This is a genomic window from Methylosinus sp. H3A (assembly GCF_015709455.1).
Lineage (GTDB): Bacteria > Pseudomonadota > Alphaproteobacteria > Rhizobiales > Beijerinckiaceae > Methylosinus.
This window is the reverse complement of sequence record NZ_JADNQW010000005.1, coordinates 358,799-384,955: the sequence shown is the minus strand read 5'-3', so window position 1 is coordinate 384,955 and position 26,157 is coordinate 358,799. Positions and strand designations below refer to the sequence as shown.

Sequence of the window (26,157 nt, the reverse complement as noted above, 5' to 3'; positions counted from 1 at the left end):
GTTCGTCGCCGATAAAGACAGTTGGATCGATCGGAAATCGTCATGTCGCTTCGTTCGGGTCTCGTCCTCGGCTTCGTCGCTCTGCTCGTGAATGCGGGCTCTGCCGCCGCCCAATATTATTATTGGCCGGATTCGACCTATGGCGCGCAGAACGGCGCCGCCGGCGAGCCGGACGGCGAGCGGCAGCCGCGCCGCCCGCGCGCCCGCGCCAATTGGCCATTCGATGAAGAGCGGCGCGATCCGCCGCGCGCGCGGGGCAGGGAAAATCGGGCGCGGGACGATCGGGAGAGGGAGCGCCTCGCCGCTCTGCCGCCCGACGCCGATCCCGATTATTCGACTCCGATCGATTATGACGACGATGTCGACATGCGCCAGACGCGGCGCCGTTTCGTCGCCGATCCCACGACGCAAGAGGCCGGCACGCTGACGATCGACACGCGCGCGCGGCGTCTCTATCTCTCGCTCGAGGACGGCCGCGCGGTGGAATATGCGATCGGCGTCGGCCGCACGGGCTTCGCCTGGAAGGGCGAGGCGAAGATCGGCCGCAAGGCCTTCTGGCCGGGCTGGACTCCGCCGCCCGAAATGCTGGAGCGCCGCCCCGATCTGCCCGAGCATATGGACGGCGGGCTGAGAAATCCGCTCGGCGCGCGGGCGCTCTATCTGTTCCAGGGGCAGAAGGACACTTTGTTCCGCATTCACGGAACCAATGAGCCCGAGAGCATCGGCCGCGCCGTCTCTTCGGGCTGCATCCGCATGCTCAATGCGGATGTGATCGATCTTTACCAGCGCGTCGCCAAAGGCGCCCGCGTCGTCGTCAGATAATCACGCTGCCCGCGGACGAGCCTCGGCCTGCTCGAGCTCTCCGAGCAGGGCGGTGATCGTCGCCATCGTCGCCATGCTGCGGCGGTTCAGCATCGACTTCGGAAATTCGACGTCGATCTCGCGCTCCAGCCACAGCATCACTTGAATGGCGCCGAAGGGCGAGAGCCCGGCGGCGTAGAGATCGGCCTCCGCGGAAAGGCTCGCGGCGGCGACCGGCAGATTGCCCTTGGCGTCGATGGCGCGGCGGATGAATTCGATCATGGCCCCAGTCCCTCTCGTTTTGCTCTTTTCTCATCGAGCGTGAGAGGAGCTTAGGGCCCGCCGAATTTTGCTTCTGTGCGCGCACGCACGGGTCGCCATCGGATTGCCGCCTCATCGGAGCGGCCTATATGGCCGCAGTGTCGATGGCGCCGACGACACGGGCGCGAATGGCATGGGCGCGGACCCTCGCGAGGACAAGAGCCGATGGCGACACGGCCGATGGCGCGATCGGTTTTCGCGGCGCCTCCGCATGGCGAGCCGCCGATCGAGACATTGCGCGCCCGCCTGGCGGCGGCGCGCGAGCGCACGCTCGCGCTCACCGAGCCGCTCGGCGCCGAAGACATGGCGGCGCAGGCGATCGAAGAGGCGAGCCCGACCAAATGGCATCTCGCCCATACGAGCTGGTTCTTCGAGAGTTTCGTGCTGGCGCGCTTTCTGCCGGCTTATGAGCTCTTCGATCCCGCCTTCGGCTATTGCTTCAACTCCTATTACGAATGCGTCGGCGCGCGGCAACCGCGGCCGCGGCGCGGCCTGCTGAGTCGGCCGCCGCTCGAGCGCGTGCTCGCCTATCGCCGCCATGTGGAGACGGGGCTGGAGCGGCTCTTCGATCGCGGCCTCGCGCCGCAGAGCGAGGCCGCGACGCTGATCGAGCTCGGCGTGCAGCACGAGCAGCAGCATCAAGAGTTGATGCTCGCCGATAGTCTCGCGCTCTTCGCCGCCAATCCGTTGCGGCCCGCCTATCGCTCCGCGCCGCCGCGCAGCCTCGGCGACGCCCCCGAGCCGCTGCGCTGGATCGGCTATGCCGGCGGAATCGTCCGCATCGGTCGCGATAGCGGCGAGGGCTTTTGCTTCGACAATGAGACGCCGCGCCATGATGCGCTGATTCATCCCTTCGAGATCGCCGATCGGCCGATCACCAACGCCGAATGGCTCGAATTCATCGAGGACGGCGGCTATCGCGATCCCTCGCTCTGGCTCTTCGACGGCTGGGCCGTGGTCCAGCGCGAGGGCTGGGAGGCTCCGGCCTATTGGGAGCGGTGCGGCGGCGCCTTTGTCGCGATGACGCTCGAGGGTCTGCGGCCGCCGGAGCCTGCCGCCCCGGTCGCGCATGTGAGCTTCTACGAGGCCGACGCTTTCGCTCATTGGGCCGGCGCGCGCCTGCCCACGGAATTCGAATGGGAGACTGTGGCGAGCGAGGAGCCGGTCACAGGCAATCTGCTCGACAGCGGCGCGCTGCGCCCCATGCCGCCGGCGGAGAGCTTTCAGGGCCATCCGCGCCAGCTCTTCGGCGATGTGTGGGAATGGACGGGAAGCGCGCATCTTCCCTATCCCGGCTACCGCCGTCCCGCAGGCGCGCTCGGCGAATACAACGCCAAATTCATGTGCGACCAGCATGTGCTGCGCGGCGGCGGCTGCGTGACGCCGCGGAGCCATATTCGCGCGAGCTATCGCAATTTCCTCTATGCGCGCCAGCGCTGGCTGTTCGCCGGCCTGCGCCTCGCCAGGGATGTGAGCCGATGACGAACGAGATCGATTGCGCCCAGCCTTTCTCGCCGAAAGGCCATGGCTTTGCGGCGGATGTGCTCGACGGTCTCTCGCGGGCCGAAAAGCGCCTCTCCTGCCTCTATTTCTACGATGCGGTCGGCAGCGAATTGTTCGACGAGATCACGCGCCTGCCGGATTATTATCCGACCCGCGTCGAGACGGATATTCTGAGCGCTCACGGCGAGGAGATGCTCGACGGCGCGGGCGAGGACGCCGCGCTCGTCGAGTTCGGCTCCGGCTCGAGCCGCAAGACGGAGATCCTGCTCGAGCGCGCGCCGAGCCTCGCCCTCTACGCGCCGATCGACGTCTGCGCCAGCGCGCTGGAAAAGGCGCGCGCGCGTCTTTCCGCGCGCTTCCCGCATTTGCGCGTCAGCCCGATCGTTGCCGATTTCTCGCGGCCGGTCGCGCTGCCGGACGACCTCGCCAGCCGCCGCCGTATCGGCTTTTTCCCCGGCTCGACGATCGGCAATTTCGCGCCGGAGGAGGCGCGCGGTCTGCTGCTCGCCATGCGTATCCTGCTCGGGCCGGGCGGTCGGCTCATCGTCGGCGTCGATCTGAAGAAGGAGCCCTCCCGTTTCATCGCCGCCTATAATGACGCGCATGGCGTGACAGCGGCGTTCAACCTCAATCTGCTGGCGCGCATAAATCGTGAGCTGGGCGGCGGCTTCGACCTTTCGGGCTTCGGCCATCAGGCGATCTATGACGAGCGCGCGGGCCGCGTCGAAATGCGTCTCGTAAGCCGGCGCCGTCAGACGGCGACAATTCGCGGGCGCGACTTCGCCTTCTCGCGCGGCGAGGCGATCCATACGGAGGATTGCTACAAATACGCCGTGGGCGAGTTTCGCGCGGCGGCTCGCGGCGCAGGCTGGGCGCCCGGCCGCGTGTGGACCGATGCGGACGCGCTGTTCAGCGTCCACGAGCTACGGGCGCCTGAGGCCGCGCAGGTCGGATAGGCTCGGCCGCGCTCTTCATCGCCGCGTCGTCAACTCCCGCGCCATGCGCAGACGCTCTTCGAGACGTGGCAGCAGGCGCGCCGCAAACGCCTGGAGCTCCGGCGCCTGCCCACGCGCGGCATAGTCGCTGAAGAGCGAAACGGCGTCCTCATGCACTTCGACTTGCTGCAGCACATAAGAATCGTCGAAATCATCCATCTGGCCGAAAGCCGGCAGCGGAAAATATTTCGCGCTATAGGCTATGTCCATTGCGTCGATGGGAGGCTCGAGCGCCGCTTTTTCCAACGTCGAGGCGAATTCTTCTTCGGTCGCGCGGCTATCGGCGATCATCTGCTGCGCGAAGCGTTTGACCGCGACGGAACGCGCATAGCGCGTCGCCAGCTCGCTCGTGTAGACTTCGAAGCGACCGGCGACCACGACCCTGTCGACGAAGTCCTTCGCTGAAACATAGGCTGCGCGCTGCATCGTCGTCTCCCGGAGCCACGATTCCTGCGCCGTCATGCACACTTCATGAAGCTGGGTCGACATGGGCCTGCGCGCAAGAGGAGCGACCGCATGAATCTCGTCTCGACCGTGACGCCGCCGCCCCCGACCGCCGAGGAAAGGCCGCCCGAGCTCGACCTCGGCAGAGAAATCCCCTCTTTCGACACGCTGGATCGCGCCGCCCGCGCCTTCACCGCGCGTGTCACTCATGGCGTGTCGCCGCTCGCGCAAATGTCGGCCTGGCTCGATTGGGCGACGCATCTCTCCCGCGCGCCGGGGCGGCAGATCGAACTGTCGCTCGTCGCCCTGCAGGACGCGGCCAGATATACGCAATTCGCCGTTCACGCCGCGCGCGGCGAGGTCGCGGCGGCGCCCTTCGAGCCGGCGCCTTTCGACAAGCGCTTCGATGATCCCGCCTGGGACGCGCCGCCTTTCGCCTTTTGGAAGCAGAGCTTTCTCGCAGCCGAGCATTGGTGGCGGCAGGCGACGCGCGAGGCGCGCGGCATGACGCCCAATGACGCGGCCCGCGTCGCCTTCATGGCGCAGCAATGGCTGGCGTTGTTCTCGCCGTCCAACGCCTTCTGGCTCAATCCGACCGTCATCGACCGCACGATGAAGGAAGGCGGCGCCAATCTGCTGCGCGGCGCCGAGAATTTCATCGAGGATTTTACGCGCGCTCTGCTCGACACGCCCAATGGCGGGAACGGCTTCCGCGTCGGCGTCGATGTTGCGGCGACGCCGGGCGAGGTGATCTTTCGCAACGAGCTGATCGAGCTCATCCAATATGGGCCGACGACGGACAGCGTCTTCGCCGAGCCGATCCTGATCGTGCCGGCCTGGATCATGAAATATTACGTGCTCGATCTGCGCCCGCAGAATTCGCTCGTGCGCTATCTGGTTTCGCAGGGCTTTTCCGTCTTCATGATTTCCTGGCGCAATCCGACGCCGCAGGATCGCGATCTCTCCTTCGACGATTATCGCGTCTCCGGCGTGCTCGCGGCGCTCACGGCGATCGGGGCCGTGCTGCCCGGCCGTAAGATCCACGCCTGCGGCTATTGCCTCGGCGGCACGTTGCTCTCCATCGCCGCCGCGGCGATGGCGCGCGATCACGACGAGCGTCTCGCCAGCCTCACTCTGCTCGCGGCGCAGACCGATTTCAGCGAGCCGGGCGAGCTGATGCTGTTCGTCGACGCCGCGCAGGTCGCTTTTCTCGAAGATATGATGTGGGACCAAGGCGTGCTCGACACGCGCCAAATGGCCGGGGCCTTCGCGGCGCTGCGCTCCAATGAGCTCGTCTGGTCCAAGGCGGTGCGCGAATATCTGCTCGGCGATCGTCAGAAGCCCAATGATCTCATGGCCTGGAGCGCCGATCAGACGCGCATGCCCTATCGCATGCATTCGCAATATTTGCGTGGGCTGTTCCTCGAGAACCGGCTGACGGCCGGCCGTTACGCCGTCGAGGGCGAGGTGGTGGCGCTGAAGGATATTTCCGCGCCCATGTTCGTCGTCGGCACGGAGACCGATCATATCGCTCCCTGGCGCTCGGTCTATAAGGTCCATCTCTTCACCGACAATGAGTTGACCTTCGCGCTGACCACCGGAGGCCACAACGCCGGAGTGGTCTGCGAGCCGGGCCATCCCGGCCGCTCCTATCATGCCGGCCTGCGCAGGGCCGGCGATCATTATGTCTCGGCCGACAAATGGCTCGCGGCGGCGCGGCGGGTGGAGGGCTCCTGGTGGTCCCTCTGGGCCTCCTGGCTCGCGGCCCATGGCTCGGCGGAACGCGTCGTGCCGCCGCCCATGGGTGCGGCCTCGCGCGGCTTCACGCCGCTCTGCGCGGCGCCCGGACAGTATGTCTACCAGCGTTGACAAGCCTTTGCGCTCGACGCGCCGCTAATTCCTTGTAAAACTCCCCCGCAGGGCTCTGGGCGGGACGTAAAGTGTCGAACTCTTTGTTGCGCATATCATTCTTTGAAGGGTTGGACGCCGCCGAGGCGGAACGCGTCGCCCGCAAATGCGTCTGGCGGCGCTTCGACGAGCGCGAGCTCGTCGTCGACTATGACGATCGCTCGACCGACGTCTATTTCATCGTCTCCGGCGATTTGCGCGTGCTCATTCGCACGCCGGCTGGCAAGGAGGTCATTCTCACAGACCTCCATCCGGGCCAGATTTTCGGGGAAATGGCGGCGATCGACGGCGCCGAGCGCTCGGCCAATGTCACCGCGCTGACGAAATCCGAGCTGTGCATCATGCCGGCCAGCCTGTTCAAGACGGTCCTCTTCACTCAGCCGGCCGTCTGCGAAAAAGTGCTGCGCCTGTTGAGCAAGCGCGTCCGCGATCTCAATGCGCGGCTGTTCGAGCGCTCCGTGCTCGATCTGCGCCATCGGCTCTACGCCGAGCTGCTGCGCCTCGCTTTGCCGCGCAAGGGCCATGACGGCCAGTCGATCATCTCGCCGCCGCCGCTGCAGCACGATCTCGCCGCGCGCATCGGCTGCCGCCGTGAGCAGGTGAATCGCGAGGTGCAGGCGATGGTCCACGAGGGCCTCGCCGAGAAGATCAGAGGCGGGCTGGTGCTGCTGCGGCCCTCGCAGCTGGAGCAGCGTCTGACCGCCTGTCTCGAGCAGGCGGGCTGAGCCTGTCCCTCTTGTGCGATCGCGCACAGAGGGGCGGCCGGGCGCCGGCTAGAGTGGCGACGCTCGCTCGACGCGGGCGTCCAACCCCGCCAGACGAGTCCGCGCCAGACGAGCCCGCCATGTCCTTTGCTCTGATCCCCTTGTCCCGATGCGCCGAGCTCTGCGGGCTCGGGCCGCACGAGATGATTCCCGGCGCGATTCCGTCGCCCTTTCATCAGTCCCTCTATGAGAGCTATCTGATGCTCTGCGATCGCGGCGCGGATTTCGTGCGCGACCTCATCGTCTGCGACATGCGCCGGGCGCTCGACATAGGCGCGACCCGTCTCGCGGCGGAGCTGCTGCTGGTGCTGCGCCGCTTTCTCTCCGTGCCGCGGGGCGAGCCGCGCTTCCGCGCCGCGCCGCCGGACGGGATCGCGATCGAAGCCGCGCTCGGCGTCATCGATCGTCTCGCGGCGCGACGCCCATCGAGCGGCTTTTCGCGATCCGCCGCTCAGGCGCGGGGTCGGATGGGGGATGTGACGGATCGGCCACAGTCGGCGGGCTTTCTTCCGCCGCGTGGTGGCTCGGCTTGCCGCGGGCTGCGATTCGAGTCAGCTTGAGCGCGCCTTCGGCGAAATTTCTCTTTTCTTCCTGCGCCATTGCCGGCGCTCCGATGTTTTGCCGAGAGGTATGTCGTGCTGGATATGTTCCGAAAGACGGCCGCCGCGGTCTCCCTGCTCGGGGCGGCGGCTCTCTTCGCCGCGCCCGCGGCCGCCGAGCCGGAGGGGCGCGCGGAGCAGACCCGGCTCTCTGATCATTTGCGGCGCCATCCGACCGACTATGACGCAACCTATCGTTATGTGCTGATTTCGCGGGAGCTCGGGGATCACGAGGCGGCGATCGGTGCGCTGGAGCGTCTCATCGCCTTCAATCCGGCGCTGGCGCGGGCGCGCAAGGAGCTGGGGGTGCTCTACGCCCGCCTCGGCGCCTATCAGACCGCGGCTCTGCATCTGCGCGCCGCGCTCGAGGCGCCCGATCTCGACCCCGCGCAGAAAGCGCAGATCGAGTCCCTGCTGCCGGATGTCGAGCGCCAGACCGAATCGAGCCGCTGGTCGGCGCGTCTGCAGACCGGCCTGCGTTCGCAATCCAACGCCTCTTTCTTCCCGACGAATGGGCTGTTCCTCGTCGGCGGCGTGGGCGTGTTGTCGCCGCTGCCGCGCCGCGCCGATTTCAACGCTTTCGAGCTCGTCGACATCGCCAATGACACCGATCTCGACGCCGAGCGGTCGGCGCAGCTGGAGACGCGCTTCAAGGGCTACGCCACGCAGCAATTCCACGTGGCGAGCTATAATGTCGGCGTCTTCGGCCTCTCCTCGGGGCCGCGCTTCGCGCTCGATGCGGAGTTTCTTCCCGGCGCGAGCGTCAAGCCTTACGTCACCGGCCTCACCTCTTATGTCGGCGGCGGCAATTTTCTGAATTCGGGCGGCGCCGGCGTCGTCGCGCGCCTGCCGTTGCTCGGCGAATCGTTGTCGATCGAGCCCGGCGTCGAATATCGCTATCTCGGCGTCTCCATCGGTGGGCCCTTCGCCTCGCTGAGCGCTATTTCGACCGGCAGCGCGGTCACCGCCTCGATCGGGACCGTCTGGCGTCCTTCGGATGCGTTGCGCCTCGAGACGCGCACCGCCTTCACCCGCCATAATGCGGCGCTGCGCTCGCAATCTTTCGACGAGATCGAGGAGCAGGCGCTGGTGAGGCTCGATTTCGATCCGCCTCTGGCCTCGCTCGGGCGGAAATGGTCGATCGCGCCCTATGGGCGCATTTTCCAGCTCGCTTTCGACGCTGTCGATCCGATGGTCGACCCCTGGCGGCCGCGGCGCGACGTCGGCTGGGCGGCGGGCGTGCTGGTCGAGGCGCCGATCACACGCGAGATCGGCCTCTCGGCCGCTTTCGAATATGCCCGCAACGAGTCGAACCTGCCCAATTTCCGCACGGATAATCTGTCCGTATGGTTCGGGCCGGTCGCGCGATTCTGAACGAGGAGGACGGCGGATGGCCAGAATGGCGCAATCTATCGCGATCGCGGTCCTGCTCGCGGCGACCGCCGCCGCGCAGGCCGAGCCCGTCGGCAATGTCGGCGCGGTGAATTCGAGCGCGCAGAGCGCGCCTCCGGGGCGTCCCGCGCGCCCGCTGGCGCTCGGCGCCGATGTCGTCGATCGCGAGCGCGTCGAGACGGGCGCCGAGGGCAGCGCGCAAATCGTGTTTCTCGACACGTCGACTCTGTCGATCGGCCGCAACAGCCAGGTGACGATCGATCGTTTCGTCTATTCCGGCGGCGCCGGCGGCGAGCAGGCCGTCTCCATGGCCAAGGGCGTGCTGCGCTTCGTCGGCGGCGGCGTCAGCCATGGCGGCGGCGCGAATCTGCGTATTCCCTCGGCGACGATCGGCGTGCGCGGCGGCGCGGCGCTGATCGTGCTCGACGAGCCCGGCTGCGGCGCGTTGATCGTCGACCAATATGGCAGACTGACCATCTCCGCGAGAGGAGTCGTCCGCACCTTGTCGCGTCCGGGCGTCGGCCTGTGCGTCTCGGCCGATGGCGTTTTCGGCGATCCCATCAGCGTCGGCGTGGAGACGATCCGCCGACTGACCGCCCGGCTCGCGAGCGCCCCCGGCCAGCGAGCCGGCGCCAAGCGCGCGCCGACGGAGCAGGAGGCCGAGCTCGGATTGGGCGACGTGCGGCCGCCGCTCGGCCTCGCCGAGATCGATCAGCAGCCGGGGCTCGACACTCTGCGTCCGTTCTGGGCGGGCCAGGCGCTGGCGCGTAGCAAAGCGAGCGTCGACCATCAGCCTTTGCCGCCGATCGTCGAAGAGCCGATCGACGGTTATTATTACCTCCCTCCCGTCGATACGGGCGGGCCTGTTCTATAGGCGATTTGACGAAGAAATTGGTTCCGGGGTCTCTCGCCCGCAGCGGATGCGCAGGGGAGGCGTAATTGAAGCGCTCGCGGCGACGCAGGCCGGCCTATCTCCTCGCGACGGCCTCCGCCGCTCTGGCCGTTCTCGCGATCGGCCGGCTGCAGCCGCCGGCGCTGGACGATCTGCGCAATTTCGTCTTCGATTCGTTTCAGCGCCTCGCGCCGCGGCCCTATGATCCCGGCCTTCCGGTGCGGGTGGTGGCGGTCGACGAGGAAAGCCTTTCCGCCTTCGGCCAATGGCCCTGGCCGCGATCCCGGCTCGCCGAGCTCGTGGACAAGCTCGCGGCGGCGGGCGCGGCGGCGATCGCCTTCGATATCGTCTTCGCCGAAGCGGATCAGACGAGCCTCGATCATTTCGTGCGGCAATTGCCCGACGGCCCCGCCAAGGCGGAGATCGCGGCGGCCGTGGCCCGCGCCATTCCCAATGATCGGCTGTTCGCGCAATCCATCGCGGCGGCGCCGGTCGCGCTCGGCCTCACGCTTTCGGGCGCCGGCTCGAAGCGCGCGCCGCCGCAAAAGGCGGGCGTCGCCATCGCCGGCGACGATCCGGCGTCTTTCCTCGCGAATTTTCCCGGCGTCGTCGCGCCGATCGGCGAGCTCGCCGAGGCGGCGCGCGGGCTCGGCGCGACCAATTGGGCGCCGGATCGCGACGGCGTCGCGCGTCGCATTCCGCTGCTCGGCGTCGGGCCCGGCGGCGTCACGCCCTCCCTCGCGTTGGAGGCGTTGCGCGTCGCGCAGGGCGCCTCGACGATCGTCATCCGCTCGTCCAACGCCAGCGGCGAGACGGCCTTCGGACGCCAGACCGGCGTCAATGCGGTAAAGGTGGGCGCCTTCGAGATCGCGGTCGGCGCCGGCGCCGACATTCGTCCGCGTTACGGCGCCGAAGCGCCGGAGCGCGCGCTCTCGGCGGCGGCGGCGCTGCAGGGGCGCGCGCCGCGCGAGGAGATAGAGGGGCGCATCCTCTTCATCGGCACGACCGCGGTCGGCCTCGGCGATATTCGCGCGACGCCGCTGCAGCCGACGATTCCCGGCGTCGAGATCCATGCGCAAATTCTCGAATCGCTGCTGTCCGGCGCGCTGCTGTCGCGGCCCGATTGGGCGAGCGGCCTCGAGCTCGTCATCGCCGGCGCCGCTTTCGTCATCGTCGCCGCGCTGCTGCCGCTGGTCGCGCCCTTGTTCTCGGCGCTCGGCGCGATCGGCTCGATCGTCGCTCTATTCGCCGTGTCGTTTCTCGCTTTCGATCGCTCCGGCCTGCTGGTCGACGCCGCTTTTCCCAGCCTCTCGATCGCGCTCGCCTATGGCGTCGGCGCGGTGGCGCTGTGGCGTCAAGACCAAGCGGCGCGGCGCCATGTGCATATGGCCTTCGGCAAATTCATCGCGCCCGCCGTCGTCGAGGGCCTCGTCGAGCATCCCGAGCGGCTGGTGCTCGGCGGCGAGACGCGCGAGCTCACCGTGCTGTTCTCCGATCTGCGCGATTTCTCCTCCATCTCGGAGGGGATGAGCGCGCAGGAGCTCACACATTTCATGAACGCCTATCTGACGCCGATGACCGACGCCATTCTCGATCGCGACGGCACGGTCGACAAATATATCGGCGACGCCATCGTCGCCTTTTGGAATGCGCCGCTCGACATCGCCGATCACCCGCGCAAGGCCGTCCGCGCCGCGCTCGACATGCGCGCCGCGCTGGCGCGCTTCAATGCGGAGCGGGCGGCGAATGCGGCGCGCGAGGGGCGCGCTTACGGCCTGGCGGCGATGGGCATAGGCCTCAATCTCGGGCCTTGCAGCGTCGGCAATATGGGGTCGACGCGCCGTTTCGACTATTCGATCCTCGGCGATGTGGTGAATCTCACATCGCGGCTCGAAGGACTGTGCAAATGGTTTCGCGTGGACATTCTCGCCTCCAGCGCCTTGCGTGACGCCGCCGAGGAATTCGCATGGCTCGATCTCGGCGAAGCGCTCGTCGTGGGACGCTCGACGCCGACGCGAATCTTCGCGCTCGCGGGAGACGAGAGCTTCGCGGCGAGCGAGGCCTTCGCCGCCTGGCGTGACGCCCATGTGACGATGATGCGGTATCATGACCAATTGGATTTCACCCGCGCCCGCGCCGCGGCGGCGAGGCTGAAGACGACAGTCGAGCCGCATTGGAGTGGTTGCTATATGGCTATGGAACAGCGATTCGCGGCTTTCGAGGCGGCTCCACCCTCCATGGCGGGAGGCGCGCCCATTTGGAAGATGGACAGCAAATGACGGGCGCGACGATGGAAAGCGCAAATGAAGCGCGCAGGCTGCGCTATTGGCGGCGGATCGAGCGGGCGCATGAGCCGGGCGCCTATCAGGCGCTCGACACGGCCTATCGCCAGCCGCATCGCGCCTATCACAGCTGGGCGCATATAGACGAGCTGCTGGCCGGCCTCGAGCTTTTCGATAGGCTGGCGACGCGGCCCGATCTGATCGCGGCGGCGATCTTCTGGCACGACGCCGTCCATCTCGCGCGCGATCCGGACGGAAAGACGCGTCTCGACCAGCAGAATGTGCGCGACAGCGTCGCCGCTTTCCATCGCCATACGCTGCTCGACGGAAACGAGGCGAAGGCCGTCGAGGATCTTGTCATGGCGACGGCCGATCATGTCGGCGCGCGCGCGACCACCGAGCATTATCCCGGTTTTTCCAATGATCTCGATCTTTTCGTCGATCTCGATTTGAGCCCGCTCGCCGCGCCTTGGGAAATCTTCGCGGCCAATACGCAGAAGATTCGCTCGGAGTCGGTCGGCGTCGAGGAGGCCGAATTCGCCGCCAATCAGGCCAAGATGCTGGAAGGGCTCGCGAGAGGCGATGCGCCGGTGTTTCGTCGCGCGGAGACGCGCTCGGCATGGGACGCCTCCGCGCGCGTCAATCTCGCGCGCTGCATAGCGGGGCTGCGCGCCGCTGGGCGCTGACGCCGCTGTTCTTTTCGGCGCAAGCAAAAAAGCGATCCGGAACCCGGATCGCTTTTTCACTTCGAGTCGGGTGACGGCGCCGCGTCACTTCGGCTGCGGCACGATGCGCAGATAGGGCTTGGGCGCCTTCCAGCCTTCTGGATAGATCGTCTTCGCTTCATCGTCGGAAACCGAGCCGGCGATGATGACGTCGTCGCCCTGCTTCCAATTCACCGGCGTCGCGACGCGATGCTTCGCCGTGAGCTGGATCGAATCCAGCACGCGAATGACCTCGTCGAAATTGCGGCCTGTCGTCATCGGATAGGCGATGACGAGCTTGATCTTCTTGTCCGGGCCGATGATGAACACATTGCGGACGGTCAGATTATCGGCCGGGGTGCGCGTCGAGGCGTCGCCGGAGGCGGCCGCCGGCAGCATGCCATAGAGCTTGGAGACGTTCAGATCGGCGTCGCCGATGACGGGATAATTCGGCGCCGCGCCTTGGGTTTCTTCTATGTCCTTGGCCCAGGCGGCGTGATTGTCGACCTTGTCGACGCTGAGCCCGATGACCTTGGTTCCGCGCTTGTCGAATTCGGCCTTCACTTTCGCGAGATAGCCGAGCTCTGTCGTGCAGACGGGGGTGAAGTCTTTGGGATGGGAGAACAGCACGACATAAGAGTCGCCGATCCAATCATGGAATTTGATGCGTCCCTCTGTCGTGTCGGCTTCGAAATCCGGCGCTGCTTCGCCAATTTGGAGCGGCATATGCGTTACTCCTCGCTCGATGCTCGAACCCTATTGCGTCGTCGCTCACGAGAGTCGCGGCGGGTCGCGCCGCATTGTGCAGAAATCATACCGAAGACAAATGCTCCTTCAACGCCATTTTTGTCGGCAATTGTACTATGCTGCAACTTTCTCTTTTATGTGACGGGCGCGGCATAGACTGTTGCGATGCGCTCGAGGTAGAGAAGGAACTCGTCGAGTGATAGCGATGTAAAAGAACTTATTTCTTTTCGTCTCGCTTTCATCCTTGTCGCGACCACGACAAAAGCGTCGAGTCGCATGTCGTCATTCGGCGTCGCCCTGTCGCGACGGCTCGGCCGCGGCGAAGGCGGGATGAGCGAGGCAATGCGCCTCCACGGCGCGTAGCTTCGGCAGCGCGTCGAGCGGCGTCGAGAAGCGCCGCGCGGCGAAGAGCTGCGGCACGAGACAGACATCGGCGAGCGTCGGCTGCGCGCCGAAGCAGAAGGGGCCGGGCTCGACGAGTTGCTCCACCGCCTCGAGCCCGCCCTTCAGCACCCAATGATGGACCCAGTCGTCGACGCCGGAATCGTCCTGTCCGAGCCGCTCGCGCAAATAGTCGAGCACGCGGCGATTGTTGAGCGGATGAATGTCGCAGGCGATGGCGAGCGCGACGCCGCGCACCTTCGCCGCGAGCAGAGGATCGGCGGGCGTCAGCCGCGGTTGCGGCGCCAGCGCGTCGAGATAATCGATGATCGCCAATGATTGCGTGATTATGGTTCCGTCGTCGAGCTGGAGCGCAGGCGCGAGGCCTTGCGGATTTTTCGAAAGATAATCGGGCCGGCGCTGCTCGCCGCGCGCGAGATGGATGGGAATGCGCTCTACGGCCAAACCCTTCAGCTCGATCGCGATCCGCACGCGATAGGCCGCCGACGAACGAAAATAATCATAGAGCTTCACGCGAGGCGCCTCCCGGCCGCCCGCCGGCCCTTCAATCGGCGGCCGGACGCAATATGTTGAAGGCGAGCTCGAATCGCAAGGAGGCCGAAATGTCGCCTTCTCCGCAGACCGCTGAAAATCCGCAGATCGGCGAAAATCCGCAGGCCGCTGCAAATCCGATGGGGACGGATGGTTTCGAATTCGTCGAATTCGCGCATCTCGAGCCAGCAAAGCTCGCGGCTCTGCTCGAAGAGATGGGCTTCGTCGCCGTCGCGCGCCATCGCTCCAAGAATGTGACGCTCTATCGACAGGGCGATGTGAATTACGTCCTCAACGCCGAGCCGGACAGCTTCGCCGCCGCTTTCGCGCGCGCGCATGGGCCTTGCGCCTGCGCCATGGGCTTTCGCGTCACGGATGCGCGCTTCGCTTTCGAGCGCGCGCTCGCCTTGGGCGCGAGCGCGGCGGAAACCAAGATCGGGCCTATGGAATTGAAGATTCCGGCGCTCGTCGGAGTCGGCGGCGCGCTCGTCTATCTCGTCGATCGCTATGGCGAGCGCGGCTCGATCTGGGATGTCGATTTTCGCTGGACCGGCGCATGCGATCCGCGCCCAGAAGGCGTCGGCCTCACCGTGATCGATCACCTCACGCATAATGTCTATCGCGGCCATATGGACGAATGGGCGGAGTGGTACGAGCGCTTCTTTTCCTTCCGGCAGATTCGTTATTTCGACATAGAGGGAAAGCTCACCGGCCTGCATTCGCGCGCGATGACGAGCCCATGCGGGAAGATACGAATTCCGATCAACGAGAGCGTCGACGACAAGAGTCAGATCGAGGAATATCTCGTCGCTTATCGGGGAGAAGGCATTCAGCATGTCGCCTGTGCTTGCGACGATATTTATCGCACGGTCTCGGCCTTGCGGGCGCGGGGTCTGCAATTCATGCCGGCGCCGCCGGAGTCTTATTACGCGCGCGTCGAGGAGCGGCTTCCAGGGCATGGCGAGAAGCTCGAGCGCTTGCGCGAGCTCGGAATATTGATCGACGGCGAGGGCCACAAGCTGCTGTTGCAGATTTTTTCCAAGACGGTGATCGGGCCGATCTTCTTCGAGTTCATCGAGCGCAAGGGCGACGAGGGATTCGGCGAAGGCAATTTCCGCGCTTTGTTTCAGTCGATCGAGGACGATCAGGTGAAGCGCGGCGTGCTGCGCGCGGGAGCGTGAGCCATGACTCTCCGCTATATGTCCGGCTTCGGCAATGAATTCGCCAGCGAGGCGCTGCCCGGCGCTCTGCCCGTCGGGCAGAATTCGCCGCAGCATTGCCCTTACAAGCTCTATGCGGAGCAATTGTCGGGCTCGCCCTTCACCGCGCCGCGCGGCGCCAATGCGCGCAGCTGGCTCTATCGCATTCGCCCGTCCGTGCGTCACGTCGGGCGGTTCGAGCGGCTCGATCTTCCCTTGTGGAAAAGCGCGCCGGCGCGCGACGAGCATGATCTGCCGTTCGGCCGCTATCGCTGGGGCCCGCCGCCCATGCCCTATGGCGCGCTCACTTTTCTCGCCGGCCTGCGCGTGATGACGACCGCGGGCGACGTCGACGCGCAGAGTGGCATGGCGGCGGGGCTCTATTTCGTCACGCGCTCCATGACCGACGATTATTTCTATGACGCGGACGGCGAATTGCTGCTCGTCCCGCAAGAGGGCGCGCTGCGCTTCGTCACGGAATTCGGCGCGATGGAGGTCGCCCCCGGCGAGATCGGCGTCATTCCGCGCGGCGTGAAATTCAAGGCGGAGCTCGTACAGGGGCAGGCGCGCGGCTATCTCTGCGAGAATTACGGCGCGCCTTTCACTCTGCCGAACCGCGGGCCCATCGGCGCCAATTGTCTCGCCAACGCCCGCGATTTCGAGACGCCGGTCGCCGCTTTCGAGGATGCGGAGCGGCCGTGCCGGCTCACGGTGAAATGGGGCGGCAAATTCTTCATCTGCGGGCTCGATCACTCGCCGCTCGACGTCGTCGCCTGGCACGGCAATTACGCGCCCTACAAATATGATCTCGCGCGCTTCGCGCCGGTGGGCGCGCTGCTCTTCGATCATCCCGATCCGTCGATCTTCTGCGTGCTGACGGCGCCCTCGGAGCGGGAGGGGACGGCCAATATCGATTTTCTGATTTTTCCCGAGCGCTGGCTCGTCGCCGAGCACACCTTCCGGCCGCCCTGGTTCCACATGAATGTGATGAGCGAATTCATGGGGCTCATCTACGGGCGCTATGACGCCAAGCCGGAGGGCTTTCTCCCCGGCGGCGTCTCGCTGCACAATAGCATGCTGCCGCATGGGCCGGACGCGCAGAGCTTCGAGCAGGCGACGGCCGAAGCGCTGACGCCGCAAAAGCTCGAGGGGACGCTCGCCTTCATGCTGGAGACGCGGTTGCCGCAGCATCCGACGCGCTATGCCGCGACGCTCGAGACATTGCAAAAGGACTATGCCGATTGCTGGGCCGGGCTCGGCCGTCGCTTCGACGGCGCGCCCTGAGCGTTTCCAGCCGAAGTGGACGCCGGTTCGGCGTTGGAAACGCGTCGATACAAAAGCCTGGAGTCTTTCCCTGTTTCAATGAAACACGGAAAGAAAGGAGAGGACATGAAGCTCGCTTCTTTGAAGCAGGGACGTGACGGACGGCTCGTCGTCGTCTCGCGGGATTTGACGCGCGCGACCGAGGCGGCGGAAATCGCGCCGACTCTGCAGGCGGCGCTGGATGATTGGCCGCGCGCGGCGCCGCGTCTCGCCGCGCTCGCCGAGCGGCTGGAGGCGGGGGGGCTGCCGTCCTTTCGCTTTCGCGAGAATGATTGCGCCGCGCCGCTGCCGCGCGCCTTTCAATGGGCCGACGGCTCGGCCTATGTGAATCACGTCGCGCTGGTTCGAAAAGCGCGGGGCGCCGAGATGCCGGCCGCCTTCTGGAGCGATCCGCTGATCTATCAGGGCGGCTCGGACGGATTTTTGGGCCCGCGCGATCCCATCCCCTTCATCGACGAGAAATTCGGCCTCGATCTCGAGGCGGAGGTCGCCGTCGTCACCGACGACGTTCCCGCTCGCGTCGGGGCCGAGGCCGCGCGCGAGCGCATCGCCCTCGTCATGCTGGTCAATGACGTGACCTTGCGCGGCCTCACTGCGAGCGAGCTCGCCAAGGGTTTCGGCTTTTTTCAATCGAAGCCCGCCTCGGCCTTTTCACCCGTCGCGGTAACGCCGGACGAGCTCGGCGCCGCCTTCGACGGCGCGACGCTCGCTTTGCCGCTGCTCTCCTTCGTCAATGACGCGCCGCTCGGCCGGCCCGACGCCGGCGTCGACATGACCTTCGATTTCGGCCGCCTCATCGCCCATGCCGCGCGCACCCGCGCGCTGGCGGCGGGCTCGATCATCGGCTCCGGCACTGTGTCGAATCGCGCAGCGGATGGCGGGCCCGGCCGGCCGATCGCCGAGGGTGGGCTCGGTTATTCCTGTCTCGCCGAGCAGCGCGTCGTGGAGAGTCTCGTCGGCGGCGCGGCGCGGACGCAATTTTTGAAGCCGGGAGACCGCATTCGGATCGAAATGCGCGATGCGCAGGGCCATTCGATCTTCGGCGCGATCGAGCAGGAGGTGGTCGCGAGCTGAGCGCCGGAGCAATTTGCGGGACATATCGGGAGCGGCCGGGCCAAGGGCGGCGCTCCCCCGGGGGAGAGGGAGCGCCGCGCAGTGGCGGCCGACAAGAGGAGCGAGGCGGCATGAACCCGTCGAGGTCCGCTCGGCGCTCGCTCACTAGGCGCAGTCATCGGAGGGAGGTCCGATCTCCACCTTGCAAGTCGGTCGACAGATTCCGCGAGCCTCACCGGCTCTGAACCGCATTTCCGTCGCCATGACCCGCCTCGTATCGGGGGGAGATTCCACGCCTCGGGGAAAGGCGCGTCGAGGATGAGACATGGGGTGACGCAACTGCGGGGTCCGCCATCTGAGACGGCGAGCGCTCGCGGAAGTCCGCTGGAATCGTCGCTTCTCTCGGGAGAAGAGGGCGACGATTCGTGCTTCTTGTTCCTGTGGCCTATGCGACGCCCGCGCGAGAGAACGCAGAACGAAGCGAGGAAGCTGCTTTAGGAAACAAGCCGGGCGCATTGCGCCCGGGAGGGCCGCATCGACGTATCAGACGAAGGAGGGCGGCGCTCTCGAGCGGAGATTGTCCGGGCTCTCATCGAGATCCCGACCGAGGCGAGAGGCGAAATCGAAACGCGTGGAAATCTCGAAACGATAAATAATATGCGTAATGACCGCCGGGAGGGTCGGCGGCGCGCTGGAGACACATGCGTCGCAGCAGACGACGAAGGGCGTCTTGGGCACGCTATGGGCCTTTTGGAAATCCTGGCAGAAGGCGGCGCGATCCTCGAAGACGCTGACGCCCGCCCCGCCGTGGCCGCGATGCGACGCGAAGCCCAGCGCGCCGACGATGATCGTCAGCGTATAGAGCCCCAGCGCCAGTCGCCGGAAGAAGATCGAGCGTAATCTATCGGCCATGGTGAGCGAGACTTGCACTCATCGTAGCGAGAGTCAAGAAGCGCCGCGCGCACTGGCGGCGCTTCACCAGCCGAACCCGCGCAGCTCGAAAGAGCGCGCGATCGAGAGGCCGGCGGTGAATTGATTGCGCGAGCCGATATCATTGGGGATCGGGCTCGAGCCGACGCTGCCCGTCAGCCGCTGCAGGCCGCCGTAAATGGTGGCGTTGGTGTCCTTGGTGAAGTCGTAGCGGAAGGTGGCGAGGCCGCCGGCCGCCGTGAAACCGCCATTGGCCTCATAGGGCTCGATGCGCCCATTGACCAGAGCCTCGAATGGCGACACGGAGAAATAGGCGTTGGCGTATCGATTGTCGCCGAGGCTGAGGCGCGGTCCGAAGGACAAGGTCGCGCGGCCGTCGCCGCCATAGACATCCGCCCCCAGCGAGGCGACGAAGCCCTTGTGACCGTCTATGCCCTGCCGCAGCTCCGCGCGCGTGCGGAAATGCTCGCCCTGATATTCGGCGAAGCCGCCGATCTCATGAGTGAGCTCGACGGTGTGCAGGCCGTAGAGACCGTCGCGCTGGCCGCGCTTGAACACGAAATTGGCCACCGGGCCGGCGCGAAAGCCGTTGGAGTCGATGAGCGCGAAACCGAATCCGTCGTCCGGCGCCGAGAACAGCTCGGCCTCGCCGATGCGCCGGAAGCTGATCGACGGAAACGGGTAGGGACGCAGCGTGCCCGAGCCCGGAAAGCTCGGGGTGAGCGCGCCGATGGCGCGAATCGTCACGATCCAACCCTCTTCCGCGGCGGCGAAAGTAGGGAGGGGAGCCGGCGTCGGCGCATCTTCCGCGCGTGCCGACGGCGCTGCGACGGCAAGGCCGGCGCAGGCGAAAAAGCCGATCATCGCGGCGCGGGCGAGAGGCATGGGCGGACCCTCGTTGCAGCGTAACCAATTCGTCATCATTATCAGCCGGCGGACATAGGCGCCAAGTCCGTGGGGGCGCGGCCTTTTTTTCGCCGCGATGCGTCCACTCCCGGAGGCGGGCGCGAGGGGAGCGAAACGATGGAGAAGGACAGGCTCGCGGCTTTCAGCGACGGCGTCGTCGCGATCATCGTGACCATAATGGTGCTCGAGCTGAAAGCGCCGCACAGCGCGCAATGGTCGGCGCTCGCGCCTCTCGCTGCGACTTTCGCCAGCTATGCGCTGAGCTTCGTCTATGTCGCCATCTATTGGAACAATCATCATCATCTGCTCTACGCCGTCTCGCGGGTGGACGGGACCGTGCTGTGGGCGAACATGCATCTCTTGTTCTGGCTGTCGCTCATTCCCTTCGCCACCGCCTGGATGGCCGACAATGATTTCGCCAGCGCGCCGACGATTCTCTACGGCGCCGCGCTGCTCATGCCGGCGATCGCATATAATCTGCTGACCGCGGCGATTTTGCGGGCGGACGGCCCGGCTTCGACGCTCGCCGGCGCGGTCGGCCGCGATGTGAAGGGCAGGGCGTCGATCGCGGTCTATCTCTGCGCCATAGCGGCGGGCTATTTCGTCTCGCCGCTGCTGGCGCTCGGACTCTATGTGGCGGTCGCGATCATGTGGTTCGCGCCCGATCCGCGCATAGAGAAAATCGTCGCCGGCGCGCCGGATCAGCGATAAATCCAGGCGTTGCGGGAAAGAACGCCCTCCCCGCCCATGAGTCGCACGCCGATGTCGCGCAGCGCGGCCATCGGCCCGGCGTAATGGCAATTGGCGCCCTGACGCCGCGAGGCGCGCTGAATGCGAATCGCCCGCTCGACGCGCGTGGACTGATAGGCGTCGAGCGCCGTTTCGATCTCCGCGCGTCCGTCCGCGAAGGCGCGGCCGAGGGCGGCGGCGTCCTCGATCGCCTGCGCCGCGCCCTGGGCGAGAAAGGGAACCATGGGATGCGCCGCGTCGCCGAGCAGCGCCACGCGGCCGCGGCCCCAGCGCGTGAGCTCCGGCCGGGCGTAGAGCGGCCAGCGTCGCCACTCGCCGCCGGCCTCGAGCAGGCCGCGCAGATCGCGGCTCCAGCGCGCGAACCCCATGGCGCGAACGAGCTCCTCGCCGGTGCGGATATCGGCGGCAGGGCCGCGATCCGCGCGATCCTCGAGAATGGCGACGGCGCTGACGATTCTAGCGTCGCGCAGCGGATAATGGACGATATGGCCGCCCGGCCCGAGCCAGATGTGAGTCTCCCGCTCGCGCAGAGCGGCGGGCGCGGCGTCGATCGGGATCAGCGTCCGCCAGGCCGTGAGCCCCACGGGGCGGGGCGCGTCCGCCGCCACCAGACCGAGCGCATCGCGAATCGTCGAGCGCAGCCCGTCGGCGCCGATCAGCGCCGCGGCCTCCACAGTCTCGTCGCCCACAGTCAGCCGCACGCCGCCCGCGTCCTGCGCAAAGCCGTCGCAGCGCGCGGCGGCGCGCGTCTCGACGCCGAGGCGTAGCGCCTCGTCGAGCAGCGCCTTCTGTAGATCGGCGCGATGGAAGACGCGGAAGGGCGCGCCCCAGCGGTCGCGCGCCTCGGCGAGTGGCAGGCGCGCCAGAACGGCGCCATCGGCGGCGCGCCTTATATTCAGGGCGCGAGGCTCGACCGCGACGGCGTCGAGCGCGGCCCGCATGCCGAAATCCTGCAGGATGCGGCCGGCGTTGGGCGAAATCTGCAGGCCGGCGCCGACCTCCTCGATTCGCTCGGCGCGCTCCAGAACGAGCGTCCGCTTGCCGGCGCGCGCCAGCGCGATCGACGCGGCGAGCCCGCCTATGCCGGCGCCGACGACGACGAAGGGGGCGCCCATTCGCGCGGCGTCAGGCGGTCGGATCGAGGACGGTCTCGGAATGATAGACGCATTCGGCCGGATCGGCCGCGCCATGGCCGAGGCTCGCGTCGAAGACATAATGCGTCGAGCAATAGGGGCAGACCGCCTCGTCCGCCGCGCCCATGTCGATGAAGACATGCGGATGGTCGAAGGGCGGCAACGCGCCGATGCACATGAATTCCTTGGAGCCGACCTTGATCTTGGCGACGCCCGGCTGATTGTGGAAATGCGGAGTGGAGTCGTGCGACATAGCGGGAAGTCCCCTAAGCGGTCGGTTGGCTGGGCGAAGCTATATTGGAGCCGCGCGGTTTTGGGTAGGGGGAGGAAGGTCGCGGGGAGGGGGCCGGGCGAACGAGCGTCGAGCACGCCGCAAAACTCGGTCACGCGCCTGCTATTCGTAGTCGACTTTGAACTCCGGAATTGCTCTATGCATGTATTGATCGAAAAGCGGCACCGTAAATTCTGTGTCGCCATGCGATGGCGAGTAGATCATCCCCTTTTTTATCAATGCGCTTCGGGTCGGCGCGACGGACTGTACTTTCACGCCGAGCATGTCTGCGATCTCGCCCGAGCGTTGCTTGCCAGCTCCGAGCTCGGCAAGCGCTTTCATATATCTCTTTTCCGACGGGTTGCATCTCTCCAGCCGCATTTGGAAAAAGCTCTTGTCGAGCTCGTCGATGGCGGGAACATCGGCGGCTCTCGCTGTCTCCGCGTCGATCTGCTCTGTGTCCGACAGGTTCCAAGCCGTATATGCCCATTGCTGTAGAAAATACGGGTATCTCTCGGTTACTTTCAGAATATGAGCGATAGCCTCGTCGGTGAACGAGGCTCCTTCGGCTTTTGCGGGAACTTGGAGGGCGTTGATGGCGTCCTGACTTTTCAGAGCGCCTATGTCGGGAAACCGAAACAGCCGTTCGGAATAGGATTTCGAGTTTCCCGCGAGCGCCCTGATCTGGGGGAGCCCGGCTCCGATCATCACGATCGGCAGGCTCTTTTGATTCGTCTTATGGATAGACATAATCAACGCGCTGAATTCGTCTTCAGATAGGTACTGCAATTCGTCGATGATCAGAGCGATCGGCGTCGACGCTGCTTTCGCCGCCTCGCCGACCATTGCGATCAATTCAGGCAGGTCCGCTTCGATGTTGCCGCTATCGGCGACGCCCTTTTCCGGCTCGATGCTGAGACCGAAGTCGACGTCGTTTATCGTGACTTTCAATCCGTTCAAGAAGCCCTTCAGGCCGCGCAGGCTACGGCGCGCCATTTCTTGCGCGCTCTCCACCTTGCTCAACGAATAGAGAATAGATCGTAATTTCGGTGCGAGCAGCTCGGGAAGGCTCTTGCCTTCGTGGGCTTCTATGAAAGCCGACTTGCAGCCTATATCGGAGGCGATTTCTTCGATTCTGTTCAACAGAACTGTTTTGCCAACGCCCCGTAGCCCGACCATTATCAAGCTTTGTGCCGGACGTCCGGCCGCGATGCGCTTGATCGCGTTGGTGGCGTCCTCGATGAGCGATGATCGCCCGGCCAATTCTGGCGGCGGGGTTCCAGCGCCGGGCGCATATGGATTGCGCACAATGTCCAATTCGAGCGACCTTAGCTATTTATAGCGAAAAAATCATATACTCGGATAACTTTGATATCAAGCAGCGCTGGAGGCTCGCTGTGACGCGCTAGATGCGCCATTACGGCAAAGGTCGAGGAACGACCCGTTCCTCACCCCCGCACGCGCACATATTCCCCCGGCGCGTCGCAGAGCGGCTTCAGTTTCCCGCCGCCGGGGATGCGCGCCGGCACGCGCTTCGGAGCCTGGGCGGTGAGCCAGGCGAGCCAGTCGCCCCACCAGGAGCCCTTGGTCTCATGGGCGGTCTTGGCCCAATCCTCATAGACGCCGACCGGCGGGCCGCCGGTCCAATATTGATATTTGGTCTTGGCCGGCGGATTGACGACGCCGGCTATATGGCCCGCTCCGGCGAGCACATAGCGCACCTCGCCGCCGAAATATTTCGCGCCGGTGAAGACGGAGCGCGCCGGCGCGATGTGATCTTCCTTCGCCGCCAGCTCATAGATCGGAATCTTCACCTTGCGCAGATTGAGCGTGACGCCGTCGATCACCATGCGGCCCTGCGACAGCGCATTCTCTATGTAGCAATAGCGCAGATAGAAGAGATGATTGGCGCGCGGGATGCGCGTGCAATCCGAGTTCCAGGTGAGGAGATCGAAAGCCGCAGGCTCGACGCCCTTCATGTAGTTGTTGACGAAATAGGTCCAGAATAATTCGTTCGGACGCAGAAGATTGAAGGTCGTCGCCATTTTGACGCCTTCGAGATAGCCGGTGCGCGACATGGCTTCGTCGAGCGCGGCGAGGCGCGCCTCGTCGATGAACACCTGCATGTCGCCGGCGTCGGTGAAATCCACCTGCGTCGCCAGAAAGGTCACGCTGTCGATGCGGTCGTCGCCCTTCTCGGCCATATAGGCGAGCGTGGCGGCGAGCATCGTGCCGCCGACGCAATAGCCGGCCGCGGCGACCTTCTCCGCGCCGGTCGCTTTCTGCACGGCGTCCAGCGCGGCGAGCACGCCCTCCTTCATATAGGCGTCGAAGCCCTTCTCGGCCTGGCTCTCGTCCGGATTGACCCAGGATATGACGAAGACGGTGAGGCCCTGCGCCGTCGCCCAGCGCACGAAGCTCTTCTCGCGATTGAGATCGAGCACGTAGAATTTATTGATCCAGGGCGGCACGATCAACAGCGGGCGCTCATAGACCGTCTCGGTCGACGGCGCATATTGGATGAGCTCCATCACCTGCGTGCGATAGACCACCTTGCCGGGCGTCGTGGCCATGTCGACGCCGAGCTCGAATTTGCTCTCGTCGCTCTGGCGCAGCTTCAACATGCCATGGCCGGCGGAAAGATCCTCGGTCAGCATTTTCATGCCGCGCACGAGATTTTCGCCGCGCGCGTCCAGCGTGGCGCGGAGCAGCTCGGGATTGGTGGCGACGAAATTGGAGGGCGACAGCGCGCTGGCGATGAGCCGCGTATAGAAGCCGGCCTTGGCCTTCACCTGCGGGTCGAGCCCTTCCGTGCTCTCCACCGTCTCGCCGGCCCAGCGCGAGGTCAGCGCATAGGATTGGCGCAGCCAGTCGAAGAAGGGATTGTCACGCCATTCCGGCGCGGCGAAGCGCTTGTCGTTCGGGTCCGGCGGGACGATCGGCGGCGCATCCTCGCCGGAGAAGCGGCGCAGCGTCTGGCTCCAAATGTCGGTGAGGCCGGAGATGAGCGTCGCCTGGGCGGCGTAGGCCTGCTCGGGCTTGGCTATCCAGCGCTCGGCGACGACGCCGAGCGTCTTGGCGGCGTCGGCGACATTGCTGGCGAGCTCGCTGCGTGTGTCGCCCGGCTCCATGCCGCCGATCGCCGCGGCGAGCGCCTTGCGTCCTTGATCCACCAGTCGCGCCAGATTTTCGGCGAAAATCTCTATGTCATGGCCGTTCGGCGCGGCCGGCGCGGGGGCCGGCCGCCTCGGCCGCGGGGCGGGCTCCGCAGGCTCGGGCTCCGGCTCCTGCGCATGGCGCAGCAGGCGGCCGACGAGCAGACGGCGCTGCTCCTCGGTCAATTCTTCCACGGCGCTCGTCAGCAGCGCGGCTGCGGCGTCGAGCGCGTCGCGACGCAACGCGTCGCCCGTCGCCTCCGCGGGATGCGGAGCCGGCGCGGCTTTCGCCGGGACGGGCTTTTGCGGCTTCTTCTTCGTCGCGGCTTTCGCCGCTCGCGATTCGACGACGGGGCTCGCGATCTTTTTCGCTGCGCCATTGCTCTGGGGCGCGAGCTTCACGCTCCGCTCGCCGGCCGCGGCGGCGGGCCCCTTCGGCGCCTCGGCTGGGGGCTCGGCCGCCGCGCGAAGCGGGGGCCGCCGTTTGGCTCCGGCAGGCGAACGGCGTTGTGCGGTCATGGGCTGTCCTGTCCTCGGCGGCTCCCCGGCCGCCGGCCTCGTCGCTTCCTTAGAGCATATCCCGCGAAGGTTCGGAAACCGTCTCCCCCGGAGAAAAGCGCTTCCTCCAATACTTAAGCGCGGCGATGCGTCGCGGAAGGGCGGAAGCCCCCTTATCAAAGCCTCATTGTCGCTCTATGACGAAAGCCAGCTGTCTGGAGAAGCCGATGATCTCGCGTTTCGCGATCTGCCTGACCCTGTTCGCCGTCGCCATGGGCGGCGCGCGCGCGCAGGAGGCCGGGTCGGAGACGGTGGGCCAATCGATCGGCAAATTCTTCGAGGGCGTCGACATGCGCCGTCCGCCGCCGCCGCCGGCCGATTTCGTCGAGCGCTCGCGCAATGGCGCGACGGGCTACACGCCCTTCGCCGCGCCGACGCCGGCGGCCGACGTCAAGAAGGACGCCAAGAAGAGCGCCGCCCGCGCCGCCTCGCTCGAGAAGGAGCTCGCCGCCGCGGCCGCCGCCAATCGCGCCCGCGCCGCCCGCGTCAAAATTCCCGACGCGCCGAAAGAAAGGCGCGCCGAGACGAAACGGCCCTAGCTCTTTCGAAAGGGTTTCGCGTCACAATCGTCCGCCGCGCCTCGAAAAAGGGGCA

At 66.0% G+C, this 26,157-nt stretch carries 25 protein-coding genes; 15 read left to right on the top strand and 10 right to left on the bottom strand.

Annotated elements, in window-relative coordinates:
- Window positions 1–42 precede the first annotated feature (42 nt).
- Window positions 43–822 carry a L,D-transpeptidase gene (locus IY145_RS04855; RefSeq protein ID WP_196407172.1) on the top strand — a complete coding sequence of 260 codons (780 nt, stop codon included), beginning with the start codon at window positions 43–45 and terminating at the stop codon, window positions 820–822.
- Here IY145_RS04855 and IY145_RS04850 read toward each other — a convergent pair whose 3' ends face one another.
- Complete coding sequence (locus IY145_RS04850; protein ID WP_196407171.1) at window positions 823–1,083, bottom strand: phosphopantetheine-binding protein; 261 nt, start codon at window positions 1,081–1,083, stop codon at window positions 823–825.
- Between the two features lie 204 nt (window positions 1,084–1,287).
- Between IY145_RS04850 and egtB the strand changes: the two genes are divergently transcribed.
- Together egtB and egtD are read left to right on the top strand one after the other, a co-directional pair.
- Window positions 1,288–2,604: an ergothioneine biosynthesis protein EgtB gene (gene egtB, locus IY145_RS04845; RefSeq protein ID WP_196407170.1), complete on the top strand. Its 1,317-nt coding sequence runs from the start codon at window positions 1,288–1,290 to the stop codon at window positions 2,602–2,604.
- Window positions 2,601–3,581, top strand: coding sequence for an L-histidine N(alpha)-methyltransferase (gene egtD / locus IY145_RS04840; RefSeq protein ID WP_196407169.1), 981 nt, complete (start codon window positions 2,601–2,603; stop codon window positions 3,579–3,581). Before egtB ends, egtD begins: the two co-directional genes overlap by 4 nt.
- Window positions 3,582–3,596: 15 nt before the next feature.
- Here the strand turns inward: egtD and IY145_RS04835 are convergent, their stop codons facing one another.
- On the bottom strand, window positions 3,597–4,046 hold the full coding sequence (locus IY145_RS04835; RefSeq protein WP_196407168.1) for a DUF4142 domain-containing protein: 450 nt from the start codon (window positions 4,044–4,046) through the stop codon (window positions 3,597–3,599).
- Window positions 4,047–4,136: 90 nt separating this feature from the next.
- On the opposite strand from IY145_RS04835, the gene IY145_RS04830 reads away from it, so the two are divergent.
- The 7 genes from IY145_RS04830 to IY145_RS04800 all read left to right on the top strand — a co-directional run bounded on the left by IY145_RS04830 (window position 4,137) and on the right by IY145_RS04800 (window position 12,587).
- Window positions 4,137–5,933, top strand: coding sequence for an alpha/beta hydrolase (locus IY145_RS04830; RefSeq protein ID WP_246721782.1), 1,797 nt, complete (start codon window positions 4,137–4,139; stop codon window positions 5,931–5,933).
- An 83-nt stretch (window positions 5,934–6,016) separates the two neighbouring features.
- On the top strand, window positions 6,017–6,697 hold the full coding sequence (locus IY145_RS04825; protein WP_196410406.1) for a Crp/Fnr family transcriptional regulator: 681 nt from the start codon (window positions 6,017–6,019) through the stop codon (window positions 6,695–6,697).
- A 119-nt stretch (window positions 6,698–6,816) separates the two neighbouring features.
- Complete coding sequence (locus tag IY145_RS04820) at window positions 6,817–7,296, top strand: hypothetical protein (RefSeq protein WP_196407166.1); 480 nt, start codon at window positions 6,817–6,819, stop codon at window positions 7,294–7,296.
- Window positions 7,297–7,380: 84 nt separating this feature from the next.
- Window positions 7,381–8,709, top strand: coding sequence for a lipopolysaccharide assembly protein LapB (locus tag IY145_RS04815; RefSeq protein WP_210332734.1), 1,329 nt, complete (start codon window positions 7,381–7,383; stop codon window positions 8,707–8,709).
- A 25-nt stretch (window positions 8,710–8,734) separates the two neighbouring features.
- Window positions 8,735–9,601: a FecR domain-containing protein gene (locus tag IY145_RS04810; protein ID WP_196407164.1), complete on the top strand. Its 867-nt coding sequence runs from the start codon at window positions 8,735–8,737 to the stop codon at window positions 9,599–9,601.
- A gap of 65 nt (window positions 9,602–9,666) precedes the next feature.
- Window positions 9,667–11,898 carry a CHASE2 domain-containing protein gene (locus IY145_RS04805; protein ID WP_196407163.1) on the top strand — a complete coding sequence of 744 codons (2,232 nt, stop codon included), beginning with the start codon at window positions 9,667–9,669 and terminating at the stop codon, window positions 11,896–11,898.
- Between the two features lie 11 nt (window positions 11,899–11,909).
- Window positions 11,910–12,587 (top strand): hypothetical protein, encoded by a 678-nt coding sequence (locus IY145_RS04800; protein ID WP_246721780.1) that lies wholly within the window; start codon window positions 11,910–11,912, stop codon window positions 12,585–12,587.
- Between the two features lie 84 nt (window positions 12,588–12,671).
- Here IY145_RS04800 and IY145_RS04795 read toward each other — a convergent pair whose 3' ends face one another.
- Complete coding sequence (locus tag IY145_RS04795; protein WP_196407161.1) at window positions 12,672–13,331, bottom strand: peroxiredoxin; 660 nt, start codon at window positions 13,329–13,331, stop codon at window positions 12,672–12,674.
- A 303-nt stretch (window positions 13,332–13,634) separates the two neighbouring features.
- Entirely contained in the window at window positions 13,635–14,267 is a 633-nt protein-coding gene (maiA, locus tag IY145_RS04790; RefSeq protein ID WP_196407160.1) for a maleylacetoacetate isomerase, read from the bottom strand.
- A gap of 89 nt (window positions 14,268–14,356) precedes the next feature.
- On the opposite strand from maiA, the gene hppD reads away from it, so the two are divergent.
- From hppD to IY145_RS04775, 3 genes are all read left to right on the top strand, one after another.
- Entirely contained in the window at window positions 14,357–15,466 is a 1,110-nt protein-coding gene (gene hppD / locus IY145_RS04785) for a 4-hydroxyphenylpyruvate dioxygenase (RefSeq protein WP_246721778.1), read from the top strand.
- 3 nt (window positions 15,467–15,469) lie between these two features.
- Window positions 15,470–16,768 (top strand): homogentisate 1,2-dioxygenase, encoded by a 1,299-nt coding sequence (gene hmgA, locus IY145_RS04780; protein WP_196407159.1) that lies wholly within the window; start codon window positions 15,470–15,472, stop codon window positions 16,766–16,768.
- Between the two features lie 105 nt (window positions 16,769–16,873).
- A complete protein-coding gene (locus IY145_RS04775; RefSeq protein WP_196407158.1) occupies window positions 16,874–17,881 on the top strand; it encodes a fumarylacetoacetate hydrolase family protein in 1,008 nt (335 codons plus the stop codon).
- A gap of 522 nt (window positions 17,882–18,403) precedes the next feature.
- Here IY145_RS04775 and IY145_RS04770 read toward each other — a convergent pair.
- Together IY145_RS04770 and IY145_RS04765 are read right to left on the bottom strand one after the other, a co-directional pair.
- Entirely contained in the window at window positions 18,404–18,772 is a 369-nt protein-coding gene (locus IY145_RS04770; RefSeq protein ID WP_196407157.1) for a hypothetical protein, read from the bottom strand.
- Between the two features lie 63 nt (window positions 18,773–18,835).
- Window positions 18,836–19,675: a MipA/OmpV family protein gene (locus tag IY145_RS04765; protein ID WP_246721776.1), complete on the bottom strand. Its 840-nt coding sequence runs from the start codon at window positions 19,673–19,675 to the stop codon at window positions 18,836–18,838.
- 138 nt (window positions 19,676–19,813) lie between these two features.
- Between IY145_RS04765 and IY145_RS04760 the strand changes: the two genes are divergently transcribed.
- Window positions 19,814–20,407, top strand: a complete 594-nt coding sequence (locus tag IY145_RS04760; protein WP_196407156.1) for a TMEM175 family protein — start codon at window positions 19,814–19,816, stop codon at window positions 20,405–20,407.
- Here the strand turns inward: IY145_RS04760 and IY145_RS04755 are convergent.
- The 4 genes from IY145_RS04755 to IY145_RS04740 form a co-directional block, all read right to left on the bottom strand.
- A complete protein-coding gene (locus tag IY145_RS04755) occupies window positions 20,398–21,561 on the bottom strand; it encodes an FAD-dependent monooxygenase (RefSeq protein ID WP_196407155.1) in 1,164 nt (387 codons plus the stop codon). The two genes, IY145_RS04760 and IY145_RS04755, sit on opposite strands and share 10 nt — an antisense overlap.
- Window positions 21,562–21,571: 10 nt before the next feature.
- Complete coding sequence (locus IY145_RS04750) at window positions 21,572–21,832, bottom strand: zinc-finger domain-containing protein (protein WP_196407154.1); 261 nt, start codon at window positions 21,830–21,832, stop codon at window positions 21,572–21,574.
- A 141-nt stretch (window positions 21,833–21,973) separates the two neighbouring features.
- Window positions 21,974–23,158, bottom strand: a complete 1,185-nt coding sequence (locus IY145_RS04745) for an ATP-binding protein (RefSeq protein ID WP_312030555.1) — start codon at window positions 23,156–23,158, stop codon at window positions 21,974–21,976.
- Window positions 23,159–23,298: 140 nt separating this feature from the next.
- Window positions 23,299–25,407: a PHA/PHB synthase family protein gene (locus IY145_RS04740; RefSeq protein ID WP_409455294.1), complete on the bottom strand. Its 2,109-nt coding sequence runs from the start codon at window positions 25,405–25,407 to the stop codon at window positions 23,299–23,301.
- 323 nt (window positions 25,408–25,730) lie between these two features.
- Here IY145_RS04740 and IY145_RS04735 point away from each other — a divergent pair, with 323 nt between their 5' ends.
- Window positions 25,731–26,102, top strand: coding sequence for a hypothetical protein (locus IY145_RS04735; protein WP_196407151.1), 372 nt, complete (start codon window positions 25,731–25,733; stop codon window positions 26,100–26,102).
- Window positions 26,103–26,157: the final 55 nt, after the last annotated feature.